Source organism: Streptomyces sp. NPDC048257, assembly GCF_043201855.1.
GTDB lineage: Bacteria > Actinomycetota > Actinomycetes > Streptomycetales > Streptomycetaceae > Streptomyces.
The window spans coordinates 76002-93925 of sequence record NZ_JBICZI010000012.1; the positions used below are offsets into that span (position 1 = coordinate 76002).

Here is a 17924-nt window from a genome sequence, read left to right on the forward strand (position 1 = left end):
CAGGGCGCGGTGGGGCGTCAGGAACCAAACCGAGAAACCAAGGAGATGGCCATGGCCGTCGTCACGATGCGGGAGCTGCTGGAAAGCGGCGTCCACTTCGGTCACCAGACCCGCCGTTGGAACCCGAAGATGAAGCGCTTCATCTTCACGGAGCGCAACGGCATCTACATCATCGACCTGCTGCAGTCGCTGTCGTACATCGACCGCGCCTACGAGTTCGTGAAGGAGACCGTCGCGCACGGTGGCTCCATCATGTTCATCGGTACCAAGAAGCAGGCCCAGGAGGCCATCGCCGAGCAGGCGACGCGCGTTGGCATGCCGTACGTCAACCAGCGGTGGCTGGGTGGCATGCTCACCAACTTCTCCACCGTCTACAAGCGCCTTCAGCGTCTGAAGGAGCTTGAGGCGATCGACTTCGAGGACGTCGCCGCCTCGGGTCTCACCAAGAAGGAGCTCCTGGTCCTCTCCCGCGAGAAGACCAAGCTGGAGAAGACCCTCGGTGGTATCCGCGAGATGTCGAAGGTCCCCAGCGCCGTCTGGATCGTCGACACCAAGAAGGAGCACATCGCCGTCGGTGAGGCGCGCAAGCTCCACATCCCGGTCGTCGCGATCCTCGACACCAACTGCGACCCCGACGAGGTCGACTACAAGATCCCGGGCAACGACGACGCGATCCGTTCCGTCACCCTGCTCACCCGCGTGATCGCCGACGCCGTCGCCGAGGGCCTCATCGCCCGCTCCGGCGCTGCGACCGGCGACTCGAAGCCGGGCGAGAAGGCCGCCGCCGAGCCGCTCGCCGAGTGGGAGCGCGACCTGCTCGAGGGTGACAAGAAGGCCGACGAGACCGAGGCCGCCCCGGCTGCCGAGGCCGTCGTCGAGGCTCCGGCCGCCGAGGCCACCGAGGCTCCGGCCGCCGAGGCCACCGAGGCTGTCGAGGCCCCGGCCGCCGACGCCGACGCCGAGCAGGCCTGACCCACTGAGAGCGCCCGGCGTTCACGCGCCGGGCACTCGCAGCACGGACGATGACGGCGGGGGAGCCGCGCCTGGGGCGCGGCGCCTCCGCCGTTCACCCGTAGATCTACGACTTCGAGAGAGAATCCCAGACTCATGGCGAACTACACCGCCGCTGACGTCAAGAAGCTCCGCGAGCTCACCGGCGTCGGCATGATGGACTGCAAGAACGCGCTGGTCGAGTCCGACGGCGACGTCGACAAGGCCATCGAGGCCCTCCGTATCAAGGGTCAGAAGGGCGTCGCCAAGCGCGAGGGCCGTTCTGCCGAGAACGGTGCGGTTGCCTCCCTCATCTCCGACGACAACACCTCCGGTGTTCTCGTCGAGCTGAAGTGCGAGACGGACTTCGTCGCCAAGGGTGACAAGTTCCAGGCGGTCACCAACGAGATCGCCGCGCACATCGCCGCGACCTCCCCGGCCGACATCGAGGCGCTGCTGGCGTCCGAGATCGAGCCCGGCAAGACCGTCCAGGCGTTCGTGGACGAGGCCAACGCCAACCTCGGCGAGAAGATCGTCCTGGACCGCTTCGCGCAGTTCACCGGCGGTTACGTCTCGGCGTACATGCACCGCACCATGCCCGACCTGCCGTTCCAGATCGGCGTCCTGGTCGAGCTGGACAAGGAGAACGCCGAGGTCGCCCGCGGCATCGCGCAGCACATCGCCGCGTTCTCCCCGCAGTGGCTGTCCGCCGAGGACGTTCCGGCCGAGAAGGTCGAGTCCGAGCGTCGTGTGGCCGAAGAGGTCACCCGCGCCGAGGGCAAGCCCGAGGCTGCCATCGCGAAGATCGTCGAGGGCCGTGTCAACGGCTTCTTCAAGGAGAACACCCTCCTTGGCCAGGCGTACGCGCTGGACAACAAGAAGTCGGTCCAGAAGGTCCTGGACGAGGCCGGCGTCACCCTGGTGCGCTTCTCGCGCATCAAGGTCGGCATCTGAGTCCGTCCGTACGCGACGGACACCGGACCCCGGTAGGGTCTGAGGCAGTCGTCCGCGCTCGCGCGAGGCGACCGCAGATCTGACGAGGAGGCCATTGCCGTAGAGGGAACCGCAAGGACCCACCGGCAATGGCCTTCTTCGTATGTGCACGAGGAGATCTCCATGAATCAGGGCGTGGACCCCCACACCGCATCCGACGACAAGAGCGACCAGAACAAGAAGGGCCGCCGCTTCATGCTGAAGCTGTCGGGCGAGGCCTTCTCCGGTGGTGGAGGACTGGGCGTCGACCCCGACGTCGTCCACGCCATCGCGCGTGAGATCGCCGCGGTGGTCCGCGACGGCGCGGAGATCGCCGTCGTGATCGGCGGCGGCAACTTCTTCCGCGGCGCCGAACTCCAGCAGCGCGGCATGGACCGGGCCCGGTCCGACTACATGGGCATGCTCGGTACCGTCATGAACTGCCTCGCACTCCAGGACTTCCTGGAGAAGGAGGGCATCGACTCCCGCGTGCAGACCGCCATCACCATGGGCCAGGTCGCGGAGCCGTACATCCCGCTGCGTGCCGTGCGGCACCTGGAGAAGGGCCGCGTCGTCATCTTCGGCGCCGGCATGGGCATGCCCTACTTCTCCACCGACACCACGGCCGCCCAGCGGGCCCTGGAGATCGACGCCGAGGCCCTGCTCATGGGCAAGAACGGTGTCGACGGGGTCTACGACTCCGACCCGAAGAAGAACCCGGACGCGGTGAAGTTCGACGCGCTGGAGTACAGCGAGGTCCTCTCCCGCGACCTCAAGGTCGCCGATGCCACCGCGATCACGCTCTGCCGCGACAACAAGCTTCCGATCCTCGTGTTCGAGCTGCTCGCCGAGGGCAATATCGCCCGCGCCGTCAAGGGTGAGAAGATCGGCACGCTCGTGAGCGACCAGGAAACCCGGGTCTGAGCAGTCCGCTGCCGGACCGAGCGGGCCCCGTACCGGCCCGCCGGTCCCGCCCGCCCGCCTGAACCATCCAAATCTGACATGCAGGAGCACGTGGTGACCGAAGAGATCCTCCTCGAGGCCGAGGAGAAGATGGAAAAGGCCGTCGTCGTCGCCAAGGAAGACTTCGCCGCGATTCGCACCGGGCGTGCGCACCCGGCGATGTTCAACAAGATCGTGGCGGAGTACTACGGCGCCATCACGCCCATCAACCAGCTCGCCTCCTTCTCGGTGCCCGAGCCGCGCATGGCGATCGTGACCCCGTTCGACAAGAGCGCCCTGCGCAACATCGAGCAGGCCATCCGCGACTCCGACCTCGGTGTCAACCCGAGCAACGACGGCAGCATCATCCGGGTGACCTTCCCCGAGCTGACGCAGGACCGCCGCAAGGAGTACATCAAGGTCGCGCGCACCAAGGCCGAGGACTCGAAGATCTCGCTCCGCGCCGTCCGCCGCAAGGCCAAGGACGCCCTTGACAAGCTGGTCAAGGACAAGGAGGCCGGCGAGGACGAGGTGCGCCGCGCGGAGAAGGAGCTCGACGACACCACCGCGAAGTACGTCGCGCAGGTGGACGAGCTCCTCAAGCACAAGGAAGCCGAGCTCCTCGAAGTCTGATGAACGACTCTTCCTGGCAGCCGGAGCCGGTTCCGGCGGGTCCCGCATACGATGCGCAGGTGGGCCCGCACACTCGGCCCATGCCCATCGTGCCCGATGCCGCCGGCCGTGACTTCGACGACCGGGAAGCACGCGATCGGGGGGTCGCCGCCGACGGCGGCCCCCTCTTCCGCGCCGAGACGCCGCCGCAGGAGCCCATGCCCAGCCCCCCTCCTCCGCATGCCCAGCAGCCGCAGGACGCCTCACCCCCGCCGCCGAAGAAGCGCGCGGGCCGGGACCTGCGTGCGGCCATAGGGGTCGGCGTCGGTCTCGGCGCGGTGATCTTCGCTTCGCTGCTGATCGTCAAGGCCGTGTTCGTCGGCGTCATCGTCGTCGCGGTCGTCGTCGGCCTGTGGGAGCTCACCTCCCGGCTGCAGGAGAAGAAGGGCATCAAGGCCCCGCTGGTCCCGCTCGCGGTCGGCGGCGCCGCCATGGTCATCGCCGGATACGTCCGGGGGGCCGAGGGCGCCTGGGTCGCCATGGCCCTGACCGTGCTCGCGGTCCTGGTGTGGCGGATGACCGAACCGCCCGAGGACTACCTCAAGGACGTCACGGCGGGCGCCTTCGCGGCGTTCTACGTCCCCTTCCTGGCCACCTTCGTCGCGATGCTGCTCACCGCCGACGACGGCCCCCAGCGCGTGATCACCTTCCTGCTCCTGACCGTGGTCAGCGACACCGGCGCCTACGCGGTCGGCTGGCGCTTCGGCAAGACCAAGCTCGCGCCGCGCATCAGCCCCGGCAAGACCCGCGAGGGACTGTTCGGCGCGGTGGCCTTCGCGATGGCGGCCGGCGCGCTGTGCATGGAGTTCCTGATCGACGGCGGCGCCTGGTGGCAGGGCCTGCTGCTCGGCCTCGTGGTCGCGGTCAGCGCCACCCTGGGTGACCTGGGCGAGTCGATGATCAAGAGGGACCTCGGCATCAAGGACATGGGCACCCTGCTGCCGGGACACGGCGGCATCATGGACCGGCTGGACTCCCTGCTTCCGACGGCTCCGGTGGTGTGGCTGCTCCTGGCGGCCTTCGTCGGCACCGGCTGACCTGCGAAAAGGCGTCGCAGGACGCCGGGCGGTTACTCTTGGAAGGCGCGCTGCTTCTGCGGCGCGCCTTTCGTCTTACAAGGAGTACCTGCCATGGCCCGCCCCGTTCCGGGAGAGCTCACCTTCGTCGCCCCTCGCGGGGCCAAGAAGCCGCCCCGGCACCTCGCCGACATGACCCCGGCCGAGCGCCGTGAGGCGGTCGCCGCGATCGGCGAGAAGCCGTTCCGGGCCAAGCAGCTCTCCCAGCACTACTTCGCGCGGTACGCGCACGACCCGGCCGAGTGGACCGACATCCCGGCGGGCTCGCGGGAGAAGCTCCAGCAGGAGCTGCTGCCGGACCTGATGAACGTCATCCGGCACATCTCCTGCGACGACGACACCACCCGCAAGACCCTGTGGAAGCTGCACGACGGCACGCTCGTCGAGTCCGTGCTGATGCGCTACCCCGACCGGGTCACCATGTGCATCTCCTCGCAGGCCGGCTGCGGCATGAACTGCCCGTTCTGCGCCACCGGCCAGGCCGGCCTGGACCGCAACCTGTCCACCGCCGAGATCGTGCACCAGATCGTCGACGGCATGCGCGCGCTGCGCGACGGAGAGGTTCCCGGCGGCCCGGCGCGGCTGTCGAACATCGTCTTCATGGGCATGGGCGAGCCCCTGGCCAACTACAACCGCGTGGTCGGCGCCATCCGTCGGCTCACCGACCCGGAGCCCGACGGCCTGGGCCTGTCGCAGCGCGGTATCACCGTCTCCACCGTCGGCCTGGTCCCGGCCATGCTGCGCTTCGCCGACGAGGGCTTCAAGTGCCGCCTCGCCGTCTCGCTGCACGCGCCCGACGACGAGCTGCGCGACACCCTCGTCCCCGTGAACACCCGCTGGAACGTCCGTGAGGTGCTCGGCGCGGCCTGGGAGTACGCGGAGAAGTCCGGCCGCCGGATCTCGATCGAGTACGCCCTGATCCGCGACATCAACGACCAGGCCTGGCGCGGTGACCTCCTGGGCAAGCTGCTCAAGGGCAAGCGTGTACACGTCAACCTGATCCCGCTGAACCCGACGCCGGGCTCCAAGTGGACCGCCTCGCGCCCCGAGGACGAGAAGGCCTTCGTGGAGGCCATCGCCCGCCACGGCGTGCCCGTGACCGTACGGGACACCCGGGGCCAGGAGATCGACGGCGCGTGCGGCCAGCTGGCGGCCTCGGAGCGCTAGATTCCGCTTCTGTTCGACGTAATTCGGCCACGGGGTACCCTGTGGCCGAACCAATTTCATATTCCGACAGGGGAGCGCCACAGCGCTGAGAGTGCGGTATCCGTCATCCGCAGACCCTCTGAACCTCGCCCCGGTCATTCGGGGTAGGAAGTTCGGTCACCACTCTTGCTGTTGCGCCCTGCCCGGCGTCCGCTCTCGCAGAGCGCCGGGCAGGGCCGCGTCTTCTCCTGGACATCCCAGGAGGAATTCACCAATGAGCACCACCAGGAAGATCGCGGGCACCGTGCTCGCGGCCGCCCTCGGCGTCACCACGCTCAGCGCCTGCGGCGGCGGAGACGCCCAGGACAAGACCGGCGCGAGCGACGCCCCGAAGTCCAAGACCGTCACGCTCGTCACCCACGACTCCTTCAACGTGACCGACACGGTCCTCAAGGAGTTCGAGCAGCAGAGCGGCTACACGGTCAAGGTGCTGAAGTCCGGGGACGCGGGCGCGGCGCTGAACCAGGAGATCCTCACCAAGGGGTCCCCGCGCGGCGACGTCTTCTTCGGCGTGGACAACACCCTCCTCTCGCGCGCCCTCGACAACGGCATCTTCACGCCGTACGAGGCCAAGGGCCTCGCCGAGGTGAAGCCCGAGTACGTGCTCGACAAGGGGCACCGGGTCACCCCGATCGACTCCGGTGACATCTGCGTCAACTACGACAAGGCCTACTTCGCCGAGAAGAAGATCGCCCCGCCGCAGACGCTGGACGACCTGATCAAGCCGGAGTACAAGAACCTGCTGGTCACCGAGAACGCCGCGACCTCCTCGCCCGGCCTCGGCTTCCTGCTCGCCTCCGTCGGCAAGTACGGCGAGGAGGGCTGGAAGGACTACTGGAGCAAGCTGAAGGCCAACGGCGTCGAGGTCGTCGACGGCTGGGAGCAGGCCTACAACGAGCGCTTCTCCGGCTCCGCGGGCGGCAAGAAGGCCAAGGGCGACCGTCCACTGGTCGTCTCCTACGCCTCCAGCCCGCCGGTCGAGGTGCTGTACGGCGAGCCGCAGCCGGCCGAGGCCCCCACGGGCGTCTCCACCGGCACCTGCTTCCGCCAGATCGAGTTCGCGGGCCTGCTCAAGGGCGCCGAGAACGAGGAGGGCGGCAAGGCCCTCGTGGACTTCCTGGTCAGCAAGAAGTTCCAGGAGGACATGCCGCTCCAGATGTTCGTGAACCCCGTGACGAAGGACGCCGCCCTGCCGGAGCTGTTCACCAAGCACGGTGTGGTGATCGAGAAGCCCGAGAACGTGGCTCCCGAGACCATCGCCAAGAACCGTGAGCAGTGGGTCAAGGCATGGACCTCGACCGTCGTGAAGTAGGCGGTCCCAAGGAGCCGGGCGCGGCGTCGGGGGGCGCCGCGCCGGGCCCCGGCCCCCGCGAGGGGGCGCGGGCCACCGCCGTGCGGCTCGCGCTGATGGCCGTGCCCCTCGCCTTCTTCGGGCTGTTCTTCGCCTACCCCGTCGCCGCGATCGTCGGGCGCGGCCTCAAGACCGACGAGGGGTGGCAGTTCGGCCGCTTCGCGGAGGTGCTGACCCGGCCCGACATCGCCGACGTGCTGTGGTTCACCACCTGGCAGGCGCTCGCCTCCACCGCGCTCACGCTGGTGATCGCACTCCCCGGCGCGTACGTCTTCGCGCGCTTCGAGTTCACCGGCAAGAAGGTGCTGCGGGCCGTGGTGACCGTTCCCTTCGTGCTGCCGACCGTGGTGGTCGGCACCGCCTTCCTCGCGTTGCTGGGGCGGGGCGGGCTGACGGACGAACTGATCGGCGTCCGGCTCGACACCACCGTCTGGGCGATCCTGCTCGCGCACGTCTTCTTCAACTACGCCGTCGTCGTCCGCACGGTCGGCGGGCTGTGGGCCCAGCTGGATCCGCGCCAGGAGGAGGCCGCCCGGGTGCTGGGCGCCGGGCGGTTCACCGCCTGGCGGCGGGTGACCCTGCCCGCGCTGGCCCCGGCGGTGGCCGCCGCCTCGCTGATGGTGTTCCTGTTCACCTTCAGCTCCTTCGGCGTCGTACTGATCCTGGGCGGGCCCTCGTACTCCACCCTGGAGGTGGAGGTCTACCGGCAGACCGCGCAGCTCCTGGACCTGCCGACGGCCGCCGTACTGACGATGGTGCAGTTCGCCGCGATCGGCGGGATCCTCGCCGTGCACGCCCGGGCCGTGCGCAGGCGCGAGACCGCGCTGCGGCTGGTCGATCCGGGCCGCACCACGCACCGGCCGCGCGGCTGGGCGCAGCGCACGCTGCTGGGCGGGGTCCTGCTGACCGTCGCGCTGCTGATCGTGCTGCCGCTGGGCGTGCTGGTCGAGCGCTCCTTCGACGCCCCCGGCGGTTACGGCCTCGGCTTCTACCGGGCGCTGCAGGACGCGGGCGCCGGTGGCGGGACCTTCCTGGTGGCGCCGCTGGAGGCGGTCTGGAACTCCCTGCGGTACGCGCTGGCCGCCACCGCGATCGCCCTGTTCATCGGGGGACTCGCGGCCGCGGCCCTGACCCGGCGCGCAGGCCGCTTCGTACGCGGCTTCGACGCGCTGCTGATGCTCCCGCTCGGGGTGTCCGCCGTGACCGTGGGCTTCGGCTTCCTGATCACCCTGGACGAGCCGCCGCTGGACCTGCGGACCTCGTGGATCCTGGTGCCGCTGGCACAGGCGCTGGTGGGCGTGCCCTTCGTCGTACGGACCATGCTGCCGGTGCTGCGCGCGGTGGACGGGCGGCTGCGGGAGGCCGCCGCGGTGCTCGGCGCGTCGCCGTGGCGGGCCTGGCGGGAGGTGGACCTTCCGCTGGTGCGGCGGGCGCTGCTGATCGCGGCCGGGTTCGCCTTCGCGGTGTCACTGGGGGAGTTCGGCGCGACCGTGTTCATCGCACGGGCGGACCAGCCGACCTTGCCGGTGGCCGTGGCGCGGCTGCTGGGCCGGGCCGGGGAGCTGAACTACGGGCAGGCGATGGCCCTGAGCACGATTCTGATGCTGGTGTGCGCGGTGTCCCTGCTGGTGCTGGAGCGACTGCGACCCGACAAGACCTCCGGAGAGTTCTGATGACACTGCTTCAGCTGGAAGGGGTGTCGGTCCGCTTCGGTGAGCGAGCGGCCCAGTACGCCCTGGACGGTGTGGACCTCGCGGTCGCCGAACACGAGGTCGTGTGCGTGCTGGGACCGAGCGGAAGCGGGAAGTCCACGCTGCTGCGGGTCGTCGCCGGGCTCCAGCAGGTGTCCGGCGGCCGGGTGCTGCTGGGCGGGGCCGACCAGGCCGGCGTACCCGTGCACCGGCGGGGCGTGGGCCTGATGTTCCAGGACCACCAGCTCTTCCCGCACCGCGACGTCGGTGCGAACGTCTCCTTCGGACTGCGGATGCGGGGGACCGGCCGGGCCTCGTGCACGGACCGGGTCGCGCAACTACTGGAACTGGTCGGGCTGCCCGGGGCCGAGGGCCGGGCGGTGGACTCGCTGTCGGGCGGTGAGCAGCAGCGGGTGGCGCTGGCCCGGGCGCTGGCGCCGTCGCCACGGCTGCTGATGCTGGACGAACCGCTGGGGCAGCTGGACCGGGGCCTGCGCGAACGGCTCGTGGTGGAGCTGCGGGGGCTGTTCTCCCGGCTGGGCACGACCGTACTGGCCGTCACGCACGACCAGGGCGAGGCCTTCGCCCTGGCCGACCGGGTGGTGGTGATGCGGGACGGCCGGATCGCGCAGGCCGGGACCCCGCTGGAGGTGTGGCAGCGGCCCGCGTCGGAGTTCGTGGCGCGGTTCCTCGGCTTCGAGAACGTGGTCCCGGCCGTGGTCTCCGGCACGGAGGCCGCCACCGTATGGGGCGCGATCCCCGTACCGGCCGGATCCCCCGAGGGCGACCAGCGACTGCTGATCCGCCCCGCGGGGGTCGTGCTCGGCGCGGAGGGACTGCGGTGCGAGGTGGTGTCCCGCACCTTCCGCGGCACGCACGTCGCGCTGCTGCTGCGGCCGCAGGCGGCCCCGGTACTGGAGGCGGAGTGCGATCTGGCGGGGGCGCCGGCCGTGGGGGACCGGGTCGAGGTGGGCTTCACCCCCGCCGAGGTGGTCGTGCTGCCGGACGGCGCTTAGGCCGTCTCGTACACGGGCGCCCCTGCGCCTCGCGGGGCAGGCCCCGCACCGAACGACCGAAAGAGACGCCCCCTAGGAGCGGATGCCGTCGCAGGCGATCGGCAGGTGGCGGGGGCCGCGCAGGACCGCGTTCTGGCGGTATTCGGGCGGGTCCTCCAGGAGCCGCGGATTCTCCAGTCGGCGGGCCAGTTCGCTCAGCGCCAGCTGGGCCTCCTGCCGGGCCAGCGGCGCACCGAAGCAGCTGTGGATCCCGCTGCCGAGGCCGAGGTGCTGGATGTCCTTGCGGTCGGGGTCGAAGCGGTCCGGGTCCTCGAACCGCTTCGGGTCGCGGTTCCCGGAGGCCAGCATCAGCCACAGGGACGCGCCCTTGGGGATGGTGACACCGGCGACCTCGATGTCGGACAGGGTGCTGCGCTGGGGCAGCAGCTGCACGGGGGGCTCGTAGCGCAGCAGTTCCTCGACGATCGGGACGACCAGGCCCGGGTCGTTGCGCAGCCGCTCGAGGAGCTCCGGGTGGCGCAGCAGCGTCAGCATGCCGTTGGTGATGAGGTTGACCGTGGTCTCGTGGCCCGCGATCAGCAGCAGCGCGGAGGTGCTGAGCGCCTCCATGGTGGTCATCGCACCGTCCGGGCCGTCCGCCGTGGCCAGCTGGGACAGCATGTCGTCGCCCGGCTTCTTGCGCCGTTCCTCGATCAACCCGGCCAGGTACATGCCCAGCTCCATGCGGGCGTCCATCGCGCCCTTCCCGTGCTGGGTGGGGTCCGCGTCCGGGTCCGGGTCCAGGCTGGCCGCCAGGGTCTCCGCCCAGACGTGGAAGCGCGGCTCGTCCTCGCGGGGCACGCCCAGCAGCCGGCAGATGACGGTGACCGGGAACGGGTACGCGAACTGGTCGACGAGGTCGATCCGGTCCGGCTGCCCGGTCTCGACGATGCCGTCGATCAGCCCGGAGACGAGGCCGCCGAGTTCGTCCCGCATGTCGTGCACCCGGTGGGGGGCGTGCGGCGGCCCGAACGGCCGGTTCGTCATCCGGCGCAGGCGGTCGTGGTCGGGCGGGTCGAGCTTGAGGAAGGACGGGGGCAGGGTCGCCCCCTCCTCGCCGGACGGGCCCAGCGGGTCGTCCCCGGTCGACTTCAGGTTCTTGGCGTCGGAGCTGATCCGCGGATCGTGCAGGAGGCTGTGGATCTCGTAGTACGTACTGACGACGTACGGGCCGTCCCCGTCCTGGGAGACCGGGTTCTTGCGCAGTTCCTCGTACAGCGGGTACGGATTCGCGCGGTTCGCGTAGTCGATGATCTCCCGCAGGATGGCTTGTGTCATGACGGGTCCTCGTGATCCTCGGGGGAGGGCGCGGTGCGGTCGCGGCGCGGCCAGTGGTGCGCGGGGGCGAAGGTCATCTTCCGGGGGTGAACGTCAGCTTCCGGTCGGCCGGCGAATAGCCGCTCAGCGTGATGGTCGGCCCGTGGGTGGGGACCGAGGGGTCGGGGAAGTCGGCCGGCTGCGGCTTGTGCCCCTCGGGCCTGCGGTCCACCGTGGCGAACGGCGGGGGGAACGGCGCGGTGGTCTCGATCTGCTGCTCGTAGAACGGCAGCCACCGGCAGTTGTCGAAGGTGACCGCGGCGATCGTGCGTCCCTGGTACCCGTACACGGCCGCGAAGCGGCGCTCGGCGAGCGAGCCCTGCGTGACGAGGATCTCGGTACCCATCGGCGGGACCCCGACCGACTTGATGTTCACGCCGAACTGGGAGGACCAGAACGCCGGGACCCACAGGTGGGGGCGGCGGTCGGCGCTCTCGCTGAGCATGTTGTGCGCGGCGGTGTCGGCCTGTGCGACCGCGTTGCCCCAGTGCTCCAGCGACAGGAACTGGTAGCCGAACAGGGCGTGCGGGGAACGTGCCACGTCACCCGCCACGTAGATGTCGTCGGTGACGATGCCGCGTACGTCGAAGGCCCGGCAGCCCGCGTCGCAGGCGATGCCCCGCGGACCCGCGCCCAGCCCGGAGCCGGCGAGCCATTCGGTGTTGCGCTGCGCGCCCAGGGAGACGACCACGACGTCCGCCTCCACGGTGGACCCGTCCGAGAGGTGCGCGGCGCACACCCGCCCGGAGGGGTCGCCCTCCAGCGAGGTCACCATGACCCCGGTGCGCAGGTCGACGCCGTTCTCCCGGTGCATCTCGGCCGCCACCTCGCCGATGACCCCGCCCAGCGCACCGACCAGGGGCGCCGCGCCGCGTTCGGCGACGGTGACGTCCAGGCCGCGCTCCCGGCAGGCGGAGGCGATCTCGGACCCGGTGAAGCCGGCCCCGATGACCAGGACCCGGCGGGGACCGGCGGCGAGGGCCCGTTGCAGTCCTTCTCCGTCGTCACGGGTGCGCAGCACGAAGACACCCTGGAGGGCGCCCTCCTCGGCGTTGGGCCAGGGCCGGGCGCGTACCCCGGTGGCGATCAGCAGCCGGTCGTACTCGACCTCGTCGCCGTTGCCGAGCCGGACCCTTCGGGCGGCCATGTCCAGGCCCGTGGCCGGGACCCCGAGGCGCCAGTCGGCGTCGATCGCCCGGCGGCGGGGGAGCGCCGTGTGGTCGGCGACCGCGTTGCCGAGCAGGACCTGCTTGGACAGCGGGGGCCGGTCGTACGGCTCGTACGGTTCGTCGCCGATCATCGTGAGCGACCCGGCGAAGCCCTTCTCGCGCATGGTCTCGGCGGCCCGCAGGCCGGCCAGCGACGCGCCGACGACGACGATGCGGCCCTGGCGCTTGAGGTGCTCCAGGGATCCGTCGCGAGTACCCTCGGCGGTCACCGTGCGCCTCCGGAAGGAGATCCGGCTCCGGCCACGGCGTCCGGGGCCACCACGTTCGCCATGTCGGCGTCCGTGATCTCCAGGAGGATGGCCTGGACCGGACAGGCGGCCACGGCGCGCAGGACGTTCTCGCGCTGCGCGGGATCCGCCTCCGGGTTGTAGAGCAGCGACTCGTCGCCGTGCATGGCGAAGACATCGGGAGCGAGGAATGCGCACTGGGCGTATCCCTGGCAGCGGTTGAGGTCGACGACAAGCCTCATGACGGTTCTGCCTTTCCCTCGGCCGTTCTTCCCCGCCACCCCCGAAACCCCCGGTTCCGCCCCTTCCCACCAGCATGCACGTGGCACCCGGAGGGCGCCTGCGGGAGTACGGATCCCCAGGTCAGAGCGGGTCGATGTGGTTCGGAGCGGCCCGTCGGGCGGCGCCGCGCCGGGCGCGCAGGATGTACAGGCTGATGACCAGCGCCCAGGCCGGGAACACCAGCTCGGCCCACGGCAGTCCGACGGCGACCACGAGCAGGACCAGGCCGACGACGGTGCCCAGCAGGGCCAGCGGCTTGGGGAAGACGCCGAGCATCCGCCCGATGGTCGAGGTCGCGAAGACGAAGACGGCCGCCATCCGCATGGCGTACGTCGCGAGGAGGGTGTAGGCGTAGTGGCGGCCGAAGTCGGAGGGGGTGCCCTCGGCGAGCACCGTGCCCGCCGCCGCGGCGGAGGCGAACAGGGTGGCCACGAAAACGAATCCGCTGCCGAGGAACACGGTGGCGACGAAGCGGTCCTCGGCGTCACCCGTGTGCGCACGCAGCGCGCCCATGAACCAGAGGAAGAAGATGCCCGCGAAGGGCACGATCTCCAGTGCCACCTGGATCGCCCAGCGCTTGTCCGGGTCGATCTCCGCGTCGGCGGCCTCGCCCGAGGGGACTGCGATCCGCATCAGGACGATCGCCGCCGCCAGCAGCAGGGCGAAGGCGATTCCGGCCATCCCGGCCGCGCGCGGCGTATTGAGCCGATCGGTCGTGGGACTCACGAACCCCTCACTCTCTCCCCCGGTCCAGCAAGCGGCAGCCACCGCCGCGCCACCACCGGGGGCGGCCGACCGGGTGAGGAGCCCGCGCCGGCCGGTGGGTCAGCCGACCGGTTCCGGCACCGGCCGGGCGGCGCCCTCGTCGGACCCCGCGTCGGATCCTTCGTGCTTGCCATACCAGGCCACCGCCACAGCTCCGGCGACGGCCAGGACGAAGCCGAGGACCGCGAGCCAGGCCAGGCCGGGGCGGGAGGCGTCGCCGAGCCACAGGACGCCGATCGCGCCCGGGAGGACCGTCTCGCCGACGACCAGGGCCGCCGTGGCGCCGTTCACCGAGCCGATCTGGAGGGCGACCGTGTGCAGGTACATGCCGCCGATGCCCGCCACCAGGATGGCGTAGAGGGCCGGGTCGGTGAGGAAGGTGCCCAGGTCGAACGGGTCGACACCGTTCAGGATCCGGACGCCGACGCCGAGCGCGCCGAATCCCAGGCCCGAGAGCAGGCCCGCCAGGATCGCCGCCCCGCCGCCGAGGAGGCGTACGGCCACCGTGCCGCCCACCATCAGCAGCAGGGTGATCCCCAGCAGCCACCAGTGCGTGGACATCGGCGCGTGGTGGCCGCCCTCATGGCCCGCGGCCGTCGCCAGCAGCACCAGCGCGGTGCAGACGACCCCGATCGAGGTCCACTCCTTACGGCTCAGCCGGATGCCCAGCAGCTTCACGCTGAGCACGGCCGTGATCACCAGGTTGGCGCTGATCACCGTCTGGGAGAGGAAGAGGGGAAGGAGACGGGCCGCCAGCGCACCGAGCCCGAAGCCCACGAAGTCCAGGATCGTGCCGACGATGAATTCCCAGGTCATCGCCGCCTTCGCGGTGGACGACAGGTTGGGGCCGCCGTGGGCGGTCGTCCCGGCGGCGGACGGGGACATCCGTGCGGCGCGGCGCGAACCGACAGCTTGCAGCACGGATCCTGTGCCGTAGCAGATGGACGCCGCGATGGCGGTCAGCAGGCCTATGAGCACGAAGGGCTCCGTTCACGTCTGGCAGGGTTTGCGGTACCTCTCCTGAGACGTGAGAACCGACCGGTAAGTTGCTTCCGGAGGTCAGCTCATTGACGCGAGGACGTCCGGGACCTCGTCCACCGAGTCGACGAGCGCGATCCGGGACTCCATCGCACGGCCGCGGGCCAGCGCCTGGAGCAGGGGCCACGCCGGAAGGTGCTCGGTCCAGTGGGTACGGCCCACCAGGATCATCGGTGCCGGCTCGCCCCGGGATTCGTAGTAGTTCGGCGTCCCGTTGTCGAAGATCTCCTGGACCGTGCCCGCCGCGCCGGGCAGGAAGACCACGCCCGCGTTGGAACGGGCCAGCAGGCCGTCCTCACGGGTGGCGTTCGCGAAGTACTTCGCGATGTGCCCGGCGAAGGCGTTCGGCGGCTCGTGCCCGTAGAACCAGGTCGGGATGCCCACCGAATCGCCGCCCGCGGGGAAGCGCTCGCGCACGGCGAGGGCCGCGTGCGCCCACTCGGACACCGACGGCGTGAAGGAGGGGGCCTTGGCCAGCATCTCCAAGGCCTCCGGGAGGGCCTCGTCCGGGGCCGGGGCCAGGTAGGCGCCCAGGTTGGCGGCCTCCATCGCGCCGGGGCCACCGCCGGTCGCCACCATCAGCCCGGACCGGGTCAGTGCCCGGCCCAGCTCCGCCGCGCCGCGGTAGTGCGGACCGCCGCGGGCCATGGCGTGGCCGCCCATCACACCCACGACCCGGGCGCCGGCGAGGTGCTCGTCGAGGGCGTCGGAGATGGCGTCGTCGTGGATGGAGCGGAGCATCGAGGAGTAGATGTCGCCGTCGGACTTCGTCTCCTGGAACCAGGCGTAGGCCTCCGCGTCCGGGGTGGCCTCGTACCCGTCGGGCAGCCCGGTGAAGAGCTCCTCGGCCGTGTAGAGCAGACCCCGGTACGGATCGAACGGAAGGTCCGGTATCGGCGGGAAGACCAGCGCGCCCTCGGCGCGGACCTTCTCCGCCGCATCGGGCTCCATCGGGCAGCCCAGGAACACCGCCGCCGAGGTGTCGGCGGCCAGCAGCGCGAACGTCCGCTCCAGCAGGTTGACCGACTGGATCCGGTAGCCGCTGAGCGACCCGCGGGCCGCGACCTGGTCGAATTCGGCGAGCGTCTCGATCTCGATGTCTGGGTTGACCATTCGGCCCACCCTAAGGGCTGCCCGCGTCAGCGGGTCAGTGCCAGCGACGTCAGCTGCGCCACACCCCAGCTGAGCGGTACGCACACGGCCAGGAGCGCGGTGGCCCGCAGACTCGCGGCCGAACGCAGGACGTTGGACGGGGCGCCGAGGTCGAGCAGGGCCGTGCGGCCGGGCTCCCGGCCGCGGCGGGCCTCCACCACGGATGTGAGAAGGGTCGCGGCGGCGCACACGATCACCAGCGCGGCGGCCGGCCCGGTCAGCGGGCCCAGCGGGACGGGCAGCCCGCCCCGGTCGCGCAGGGCGAGGGCGGTCAGGGCCGCCGCGGCCACCGCGCACAGCACTCCCAGCGGCGGGCCGATCCGGGGGGCCTCCTCCTGGAGGATCCGCCCGGCCAGCAGCCGCAGCGCGCCCGGGCGCACGGCCTGGACCAGGCTCCCGCAGGCGTAGGCGAGCCCCGGTCCGGCGAGGGCGAGCCCGACCGCGGTCAGCGACCAGCCGATGAGCACCCCGGCGCCGCCCCGGCCCGTGTAGGCCAGGGCCGCGAGCCCGCAGGCGGTCAGCGCGATGCCCCAGGGCAGTCCGGTCTGCGGCGCCAGCGGCGCGTGCGGGCGCAGCGCGAGGGCGGTGGCGGCCGAGGCCGTCAGCGGGATCAGGGCCAGCAGGGTGAGGGCGCCCGCCACGGGCAGCGGCTGGTCGGCGTGGAGCAGTTTCGCCCCGGCCCCGTCGAAGGGCAGCCCGGCCACGTCCCCGCGCAGGTGGAGGAAGACGGCCAGGGCCAGGGCGCTGCCCAGGGCGCAGGCGACGGCGGTGGAGATCGCGGCGACGAGCATGAGCCGGACGGGTCCCAGCCCGGCGGCGTCCAGTCCCTCGCGGGGCTGGGTCGCGGGGTCGGCCCGGGCCACGACGACGGCGAAGTGGACGGCGACGGCCAGCGGGATCAGGGCCCACAGCAGGCGAGGGAACGATCCGGCGGGCTGGGCCACGGCCCCGGCGAGTACGTAGAGCAGCAGGAAGCCGGCCCCGGCCGCGGCTGCGGCGACGAGGAGCCGCCGCAGCTGGACGAGCGGCCGGGAACCGCGGGCTAGGCGGAGAGCGAGCACGCGGCCTGGTCCTCCGTGGTGTCGGCGACGGGGGTGCCGGCGGCCGCTGCCCCCGCGAGGCGGCCGTCGAGCAGGGCGATCCGGCGGTCCGCGACGGCCGCGGTGGCCTCGTCGTGGGTGGCCAGCAGCACGGTGATCTCGTGGGAGCGGGCCGCGGTGGTCAGCGTACGGAGCAATAGCGCCCGCTCGGTCCGGTGCAGTGGGGCCGTGGGCTCGTCGGCGAAGATCACCGCGGGCTCGTTGACCAGGGCCCGGGCGAGGGCGACGCGCTGGGACTCGGCGCGGCTCAGGGCGCCGGGGCGCTTGCGGGCGAAGCCGCCGATGTCGAGGCGGTCGAGCCATTCGCAGGCGGCGCTGCGGGCGCTGCGGCTGGAGGCGCCGGCGAGCAGCAGCGGCAGGGCCGCGTTCTCCCAGACCTTCAGTTCGGGCAGCAGCTGGGGCTCGGGGCCGATCCAGCCGAACCGGTCGCGGCGCAGCCGTTCGCGGATGAGCGTGCCCATGGTGTGCACGGGGACGCTGTTGAACCAGACCTCGCCCTGCTGGGGGCGCAGCTGCCCGGACAGGCAGCGGAGCAAGGTGGTCTTGCCGCTGCCGCGGGGACCGGTCAGGGCGACGATCTCACCCTGGCGGACTCCGACGGAGACCTCGACGAGGGCCGGGGAACCGTCGTGGGAGTAGTGAAGGGACCGAGCCCACAGGACGTCATTGTCAGGCGGGGCATTGTCCGGTGGAGCCACCATGGCGTACACCTCCGTCCGAGGGAACGAAGCGGAGCCGGTCGAAGTCACTGGCGCCGCACTGAGATGTAAAGAGATGAACGTCTTGGATGGTGACAGCACACGGCCCGGACCCCCGCGTTCTCACTCGAACGGAGGATCCGGGCCGTGTGGTCGGACCA

General features: G+C 71.2%; 17 protein-coding genes and 1 riboswitch. Of the genes, 9 read left to right on the forward strand and 8 right to left on the reverse strand.

Translation table 11 applies throughout. From position 1 onward, the window contains the following. Positions 1 to 51: 51 nt before the first annotated feature. From rpsB to ACGFZK_RS23125, 9 genes are all read left to right on the forward strand, one after another. On the forward strand, positions 52 to 972 hold the full coding sequence (rpsB, locus tag ACGFZK_RS23085; protein WP_393850738.1) for a 30S ribosomal protein S2: 921 nt from the start codon (positions 52 to 54) through the stop codon (positions 970 to 972). 135 nt (positions 973 to 1107) lie between these two features. Further along, positions 1108 to 1944, forward strand: coding sequence for a translation elongation factor Ts (gene tsf / locus ACGFZK_RS23090; protein ID WP_030767128.1), 837 nt, complete (start codon positions 1108 to 1110; stop codon positions 1942 to 1944). Between the two features lie 162 nt (positions 1945 to 2106). Next, complete coding sequence (pyrH, locus tag ACGFZK_RS23095; RefSeq protein WP_393850739.1) at positions 2107 to 2886, forward strand: UMP kinase; 780 nt, start codon at positions 2107 to 2109, stop codon at positions 2884 to 2886. A gap of 93 nt (positions 2887 to 2979) precedes the next feature. Then, positions 2980 to 3537 carry a ribosome recycling factor gene (frr, locus tag ACGFZK_RS23100; protein WP_030016386.1) on the forward strand — a complete coding sequence of 186 codons (558 nt, stop codon included), beginning with the start codon at positions 2980 to 2982 and terminating at the stop codon, positions 3535 to 3537. After that, positions 3537 to 4613, forward strand: a complete 1077-nt coding sequence (locus tag ACGFZK_RS23105; protein ID WP_393850740.1) for a phosphatidate cytidylyltransferase — start codon at positions 3537 to 3539, stop codon at positions 4611 to 4613. The genes frr and ACGFZK_RS23105 overlap by 1 nt, the downstream gene beginning before the upstream one ends. Before the next feature lie 93 nt (positions 4614 to 4706). After that, positions 4707 to 5819 carry a 23S rRNA (adenine(2503)-C(2))-methyltransferase RlmN gene (gene rlmN / locus ACGFZK_RS23110; RefSeq protein ID WP_073911009.1) on the forward strand — a complete coding sequence of 371 codons (1113 nt, stop codon included), beginning with the start codon at positions 4707 to 4709 and terminating at the stop codon, positions 5817 to 5819. 58 nt (positions 5820 to 5877) lie between these two features. Continuing rightward, positions 5878 to 5987: riboswitch (TPP riboswitch) on the forward strand. Positions 5988 to 6072: 85 nt separating this feature from the next. Next, positions 6073 to 7170, forward strand: coding sequence for a thiamine ABC transporter substrate binding subunit (locus tag ACGFZK_RS23115; RefSeq protein ID WP_393850741.1), 1098 nt, complete (start codon positions 6073 to 6075; stop codon positions 7168 to 7170). A 95-nt stretch (positions 7171 to 7265) separates the two neighbouring features. Then, entirely contained in the window at positions 7266 to 8882 is a 1617-nt protein-coding gene (locus tag ACGFZK_RS23120; RefSeq protein ID WP_393850816.1) for an ABC transporter permease, read from the forward strand. Further along, on the forward strand, positions 8882 to 9916 hold the full coding sequence (locus tag ACGFZK_RS23125; protein ID WP_393850742.1) for an ABC transporter ATP-binding protein: 1035 nt from the start codon (positions 8882 to 8884) through the stop codon (positions 9914 to 9916). The genes ACGFZK_RS23120 and ACGFZK_RS23125 overlap by 1 nt, the downstream gene beginning before the upstream one ends. A gap of 72 nt (positions 9917 to 9988) precedes the next feature. On the opposite strand, the gene ACGFZK_RS23130 is transcribed toward ACGFZK_RS23125, so the two are convergent. The 8 genes from ACGFZK_RS23130 to ACGFZK_RS23165 all read right to left on the reverse strand — a co-directional run bounded on the left by ACGFZK_RS23130 (position 9989) and on the right by ACGFZK_RS23165 (position 17766). Next, positions 9989 to 11233 (reverse strand): cytochrome P450, encoded by a 1245-nt coding sequence (locus ACGFZK_RS23130; protein ID WP_393850743.1) that lies wholly within the window; start codon positions 11231 to 11233, stop codon positions 9989 to 9991. A 73-nt stretch (positions 11234 to 11306) separates the two neighbouring features. Then, positions 11307 to 12710 (reverse strand): NAD(P)/FAD-dependent oxidoreductase, encoded by a 1404-nt coding sequence (locus tag ACGFZK_RS23135; RefSeq protein WP_393850744.1) that lies wholly within the window; start codon positions 12708 to 12710, stop codon positions 11307 to 11309. Beyond that, positions 12707 to 12970, reverse strand: a complete 264-nt coding sequence (locus ACGFZK_RS23140; protein WP_393850745.1) for a ferredoxin — start codon at positions 12968 to 12970, stop codon at positions 12707 to 12709. Before ACGFZK_RS23140 ends, ACGFZK_RS23135 begins: the two co-directional genes overlap by 4 nt. A 121-nt stretch (positions 12971 to 13091) precedes the next feature. After that, a complete protein-coding gene (locus ACGFZK_RS23145; RefSeq protein ID WP_393850746.1) occupies positions 13092 to 13736 on the reverse strand; it encodes a hypothetical protein in 645 nt (214 codons plus the stop codon). A gap of 99 nt (positions 13737 to 13835) precedes the next feature. After that, a complete protein-coding gene (locus ACGFZK_RS23150; RefSeq protein ID WP_393850747.1) occupies positions 13836 to 14753 on the reverse strand; it encodes a hypothetical protein in 918 nt (305 codons plus the stop codon). Between the two features lie 81 nt (positions 14754 to 14834). Continuing rightward, positions 14835 to 15926, reverse strand: coding sequence for an LOG family protein (locus ACGFZK_RS23155; protein ID WP_393850748.1), 1092 nt, complete (start codon positions 15924 to 15926; stop codon positions 14835 to 14837). A gap of 26 nt (positions 15927 to 15952) precedes the next feature. Then, complete coding sequence (locus ACGFZK_RS23160; protein WP_393850749.1) at positions 15953 to 17026, reverse strand: hypothetical protein; 1074 nt, start codon at positions 17024 to 17026, stop codon at positions 15953 to 15955. Further along, positions 17008 to 17766, reverse strand: coding sequence for an ABC transporter ATP-binding protein (locus ACGFZK_RS23165; protein WP_393850750.1), 759 nt, complete (start codon positions 17764 to 17766; stop codon positions 17008 to 17010). Before ACGFZK_RS23165 ends, ACGFZK_RS23160 begins: the two co-directional genes overlap by 19 nt. Between the last annotated feature and the right edge of the window lie 158 nt (positions 17767 to 17924).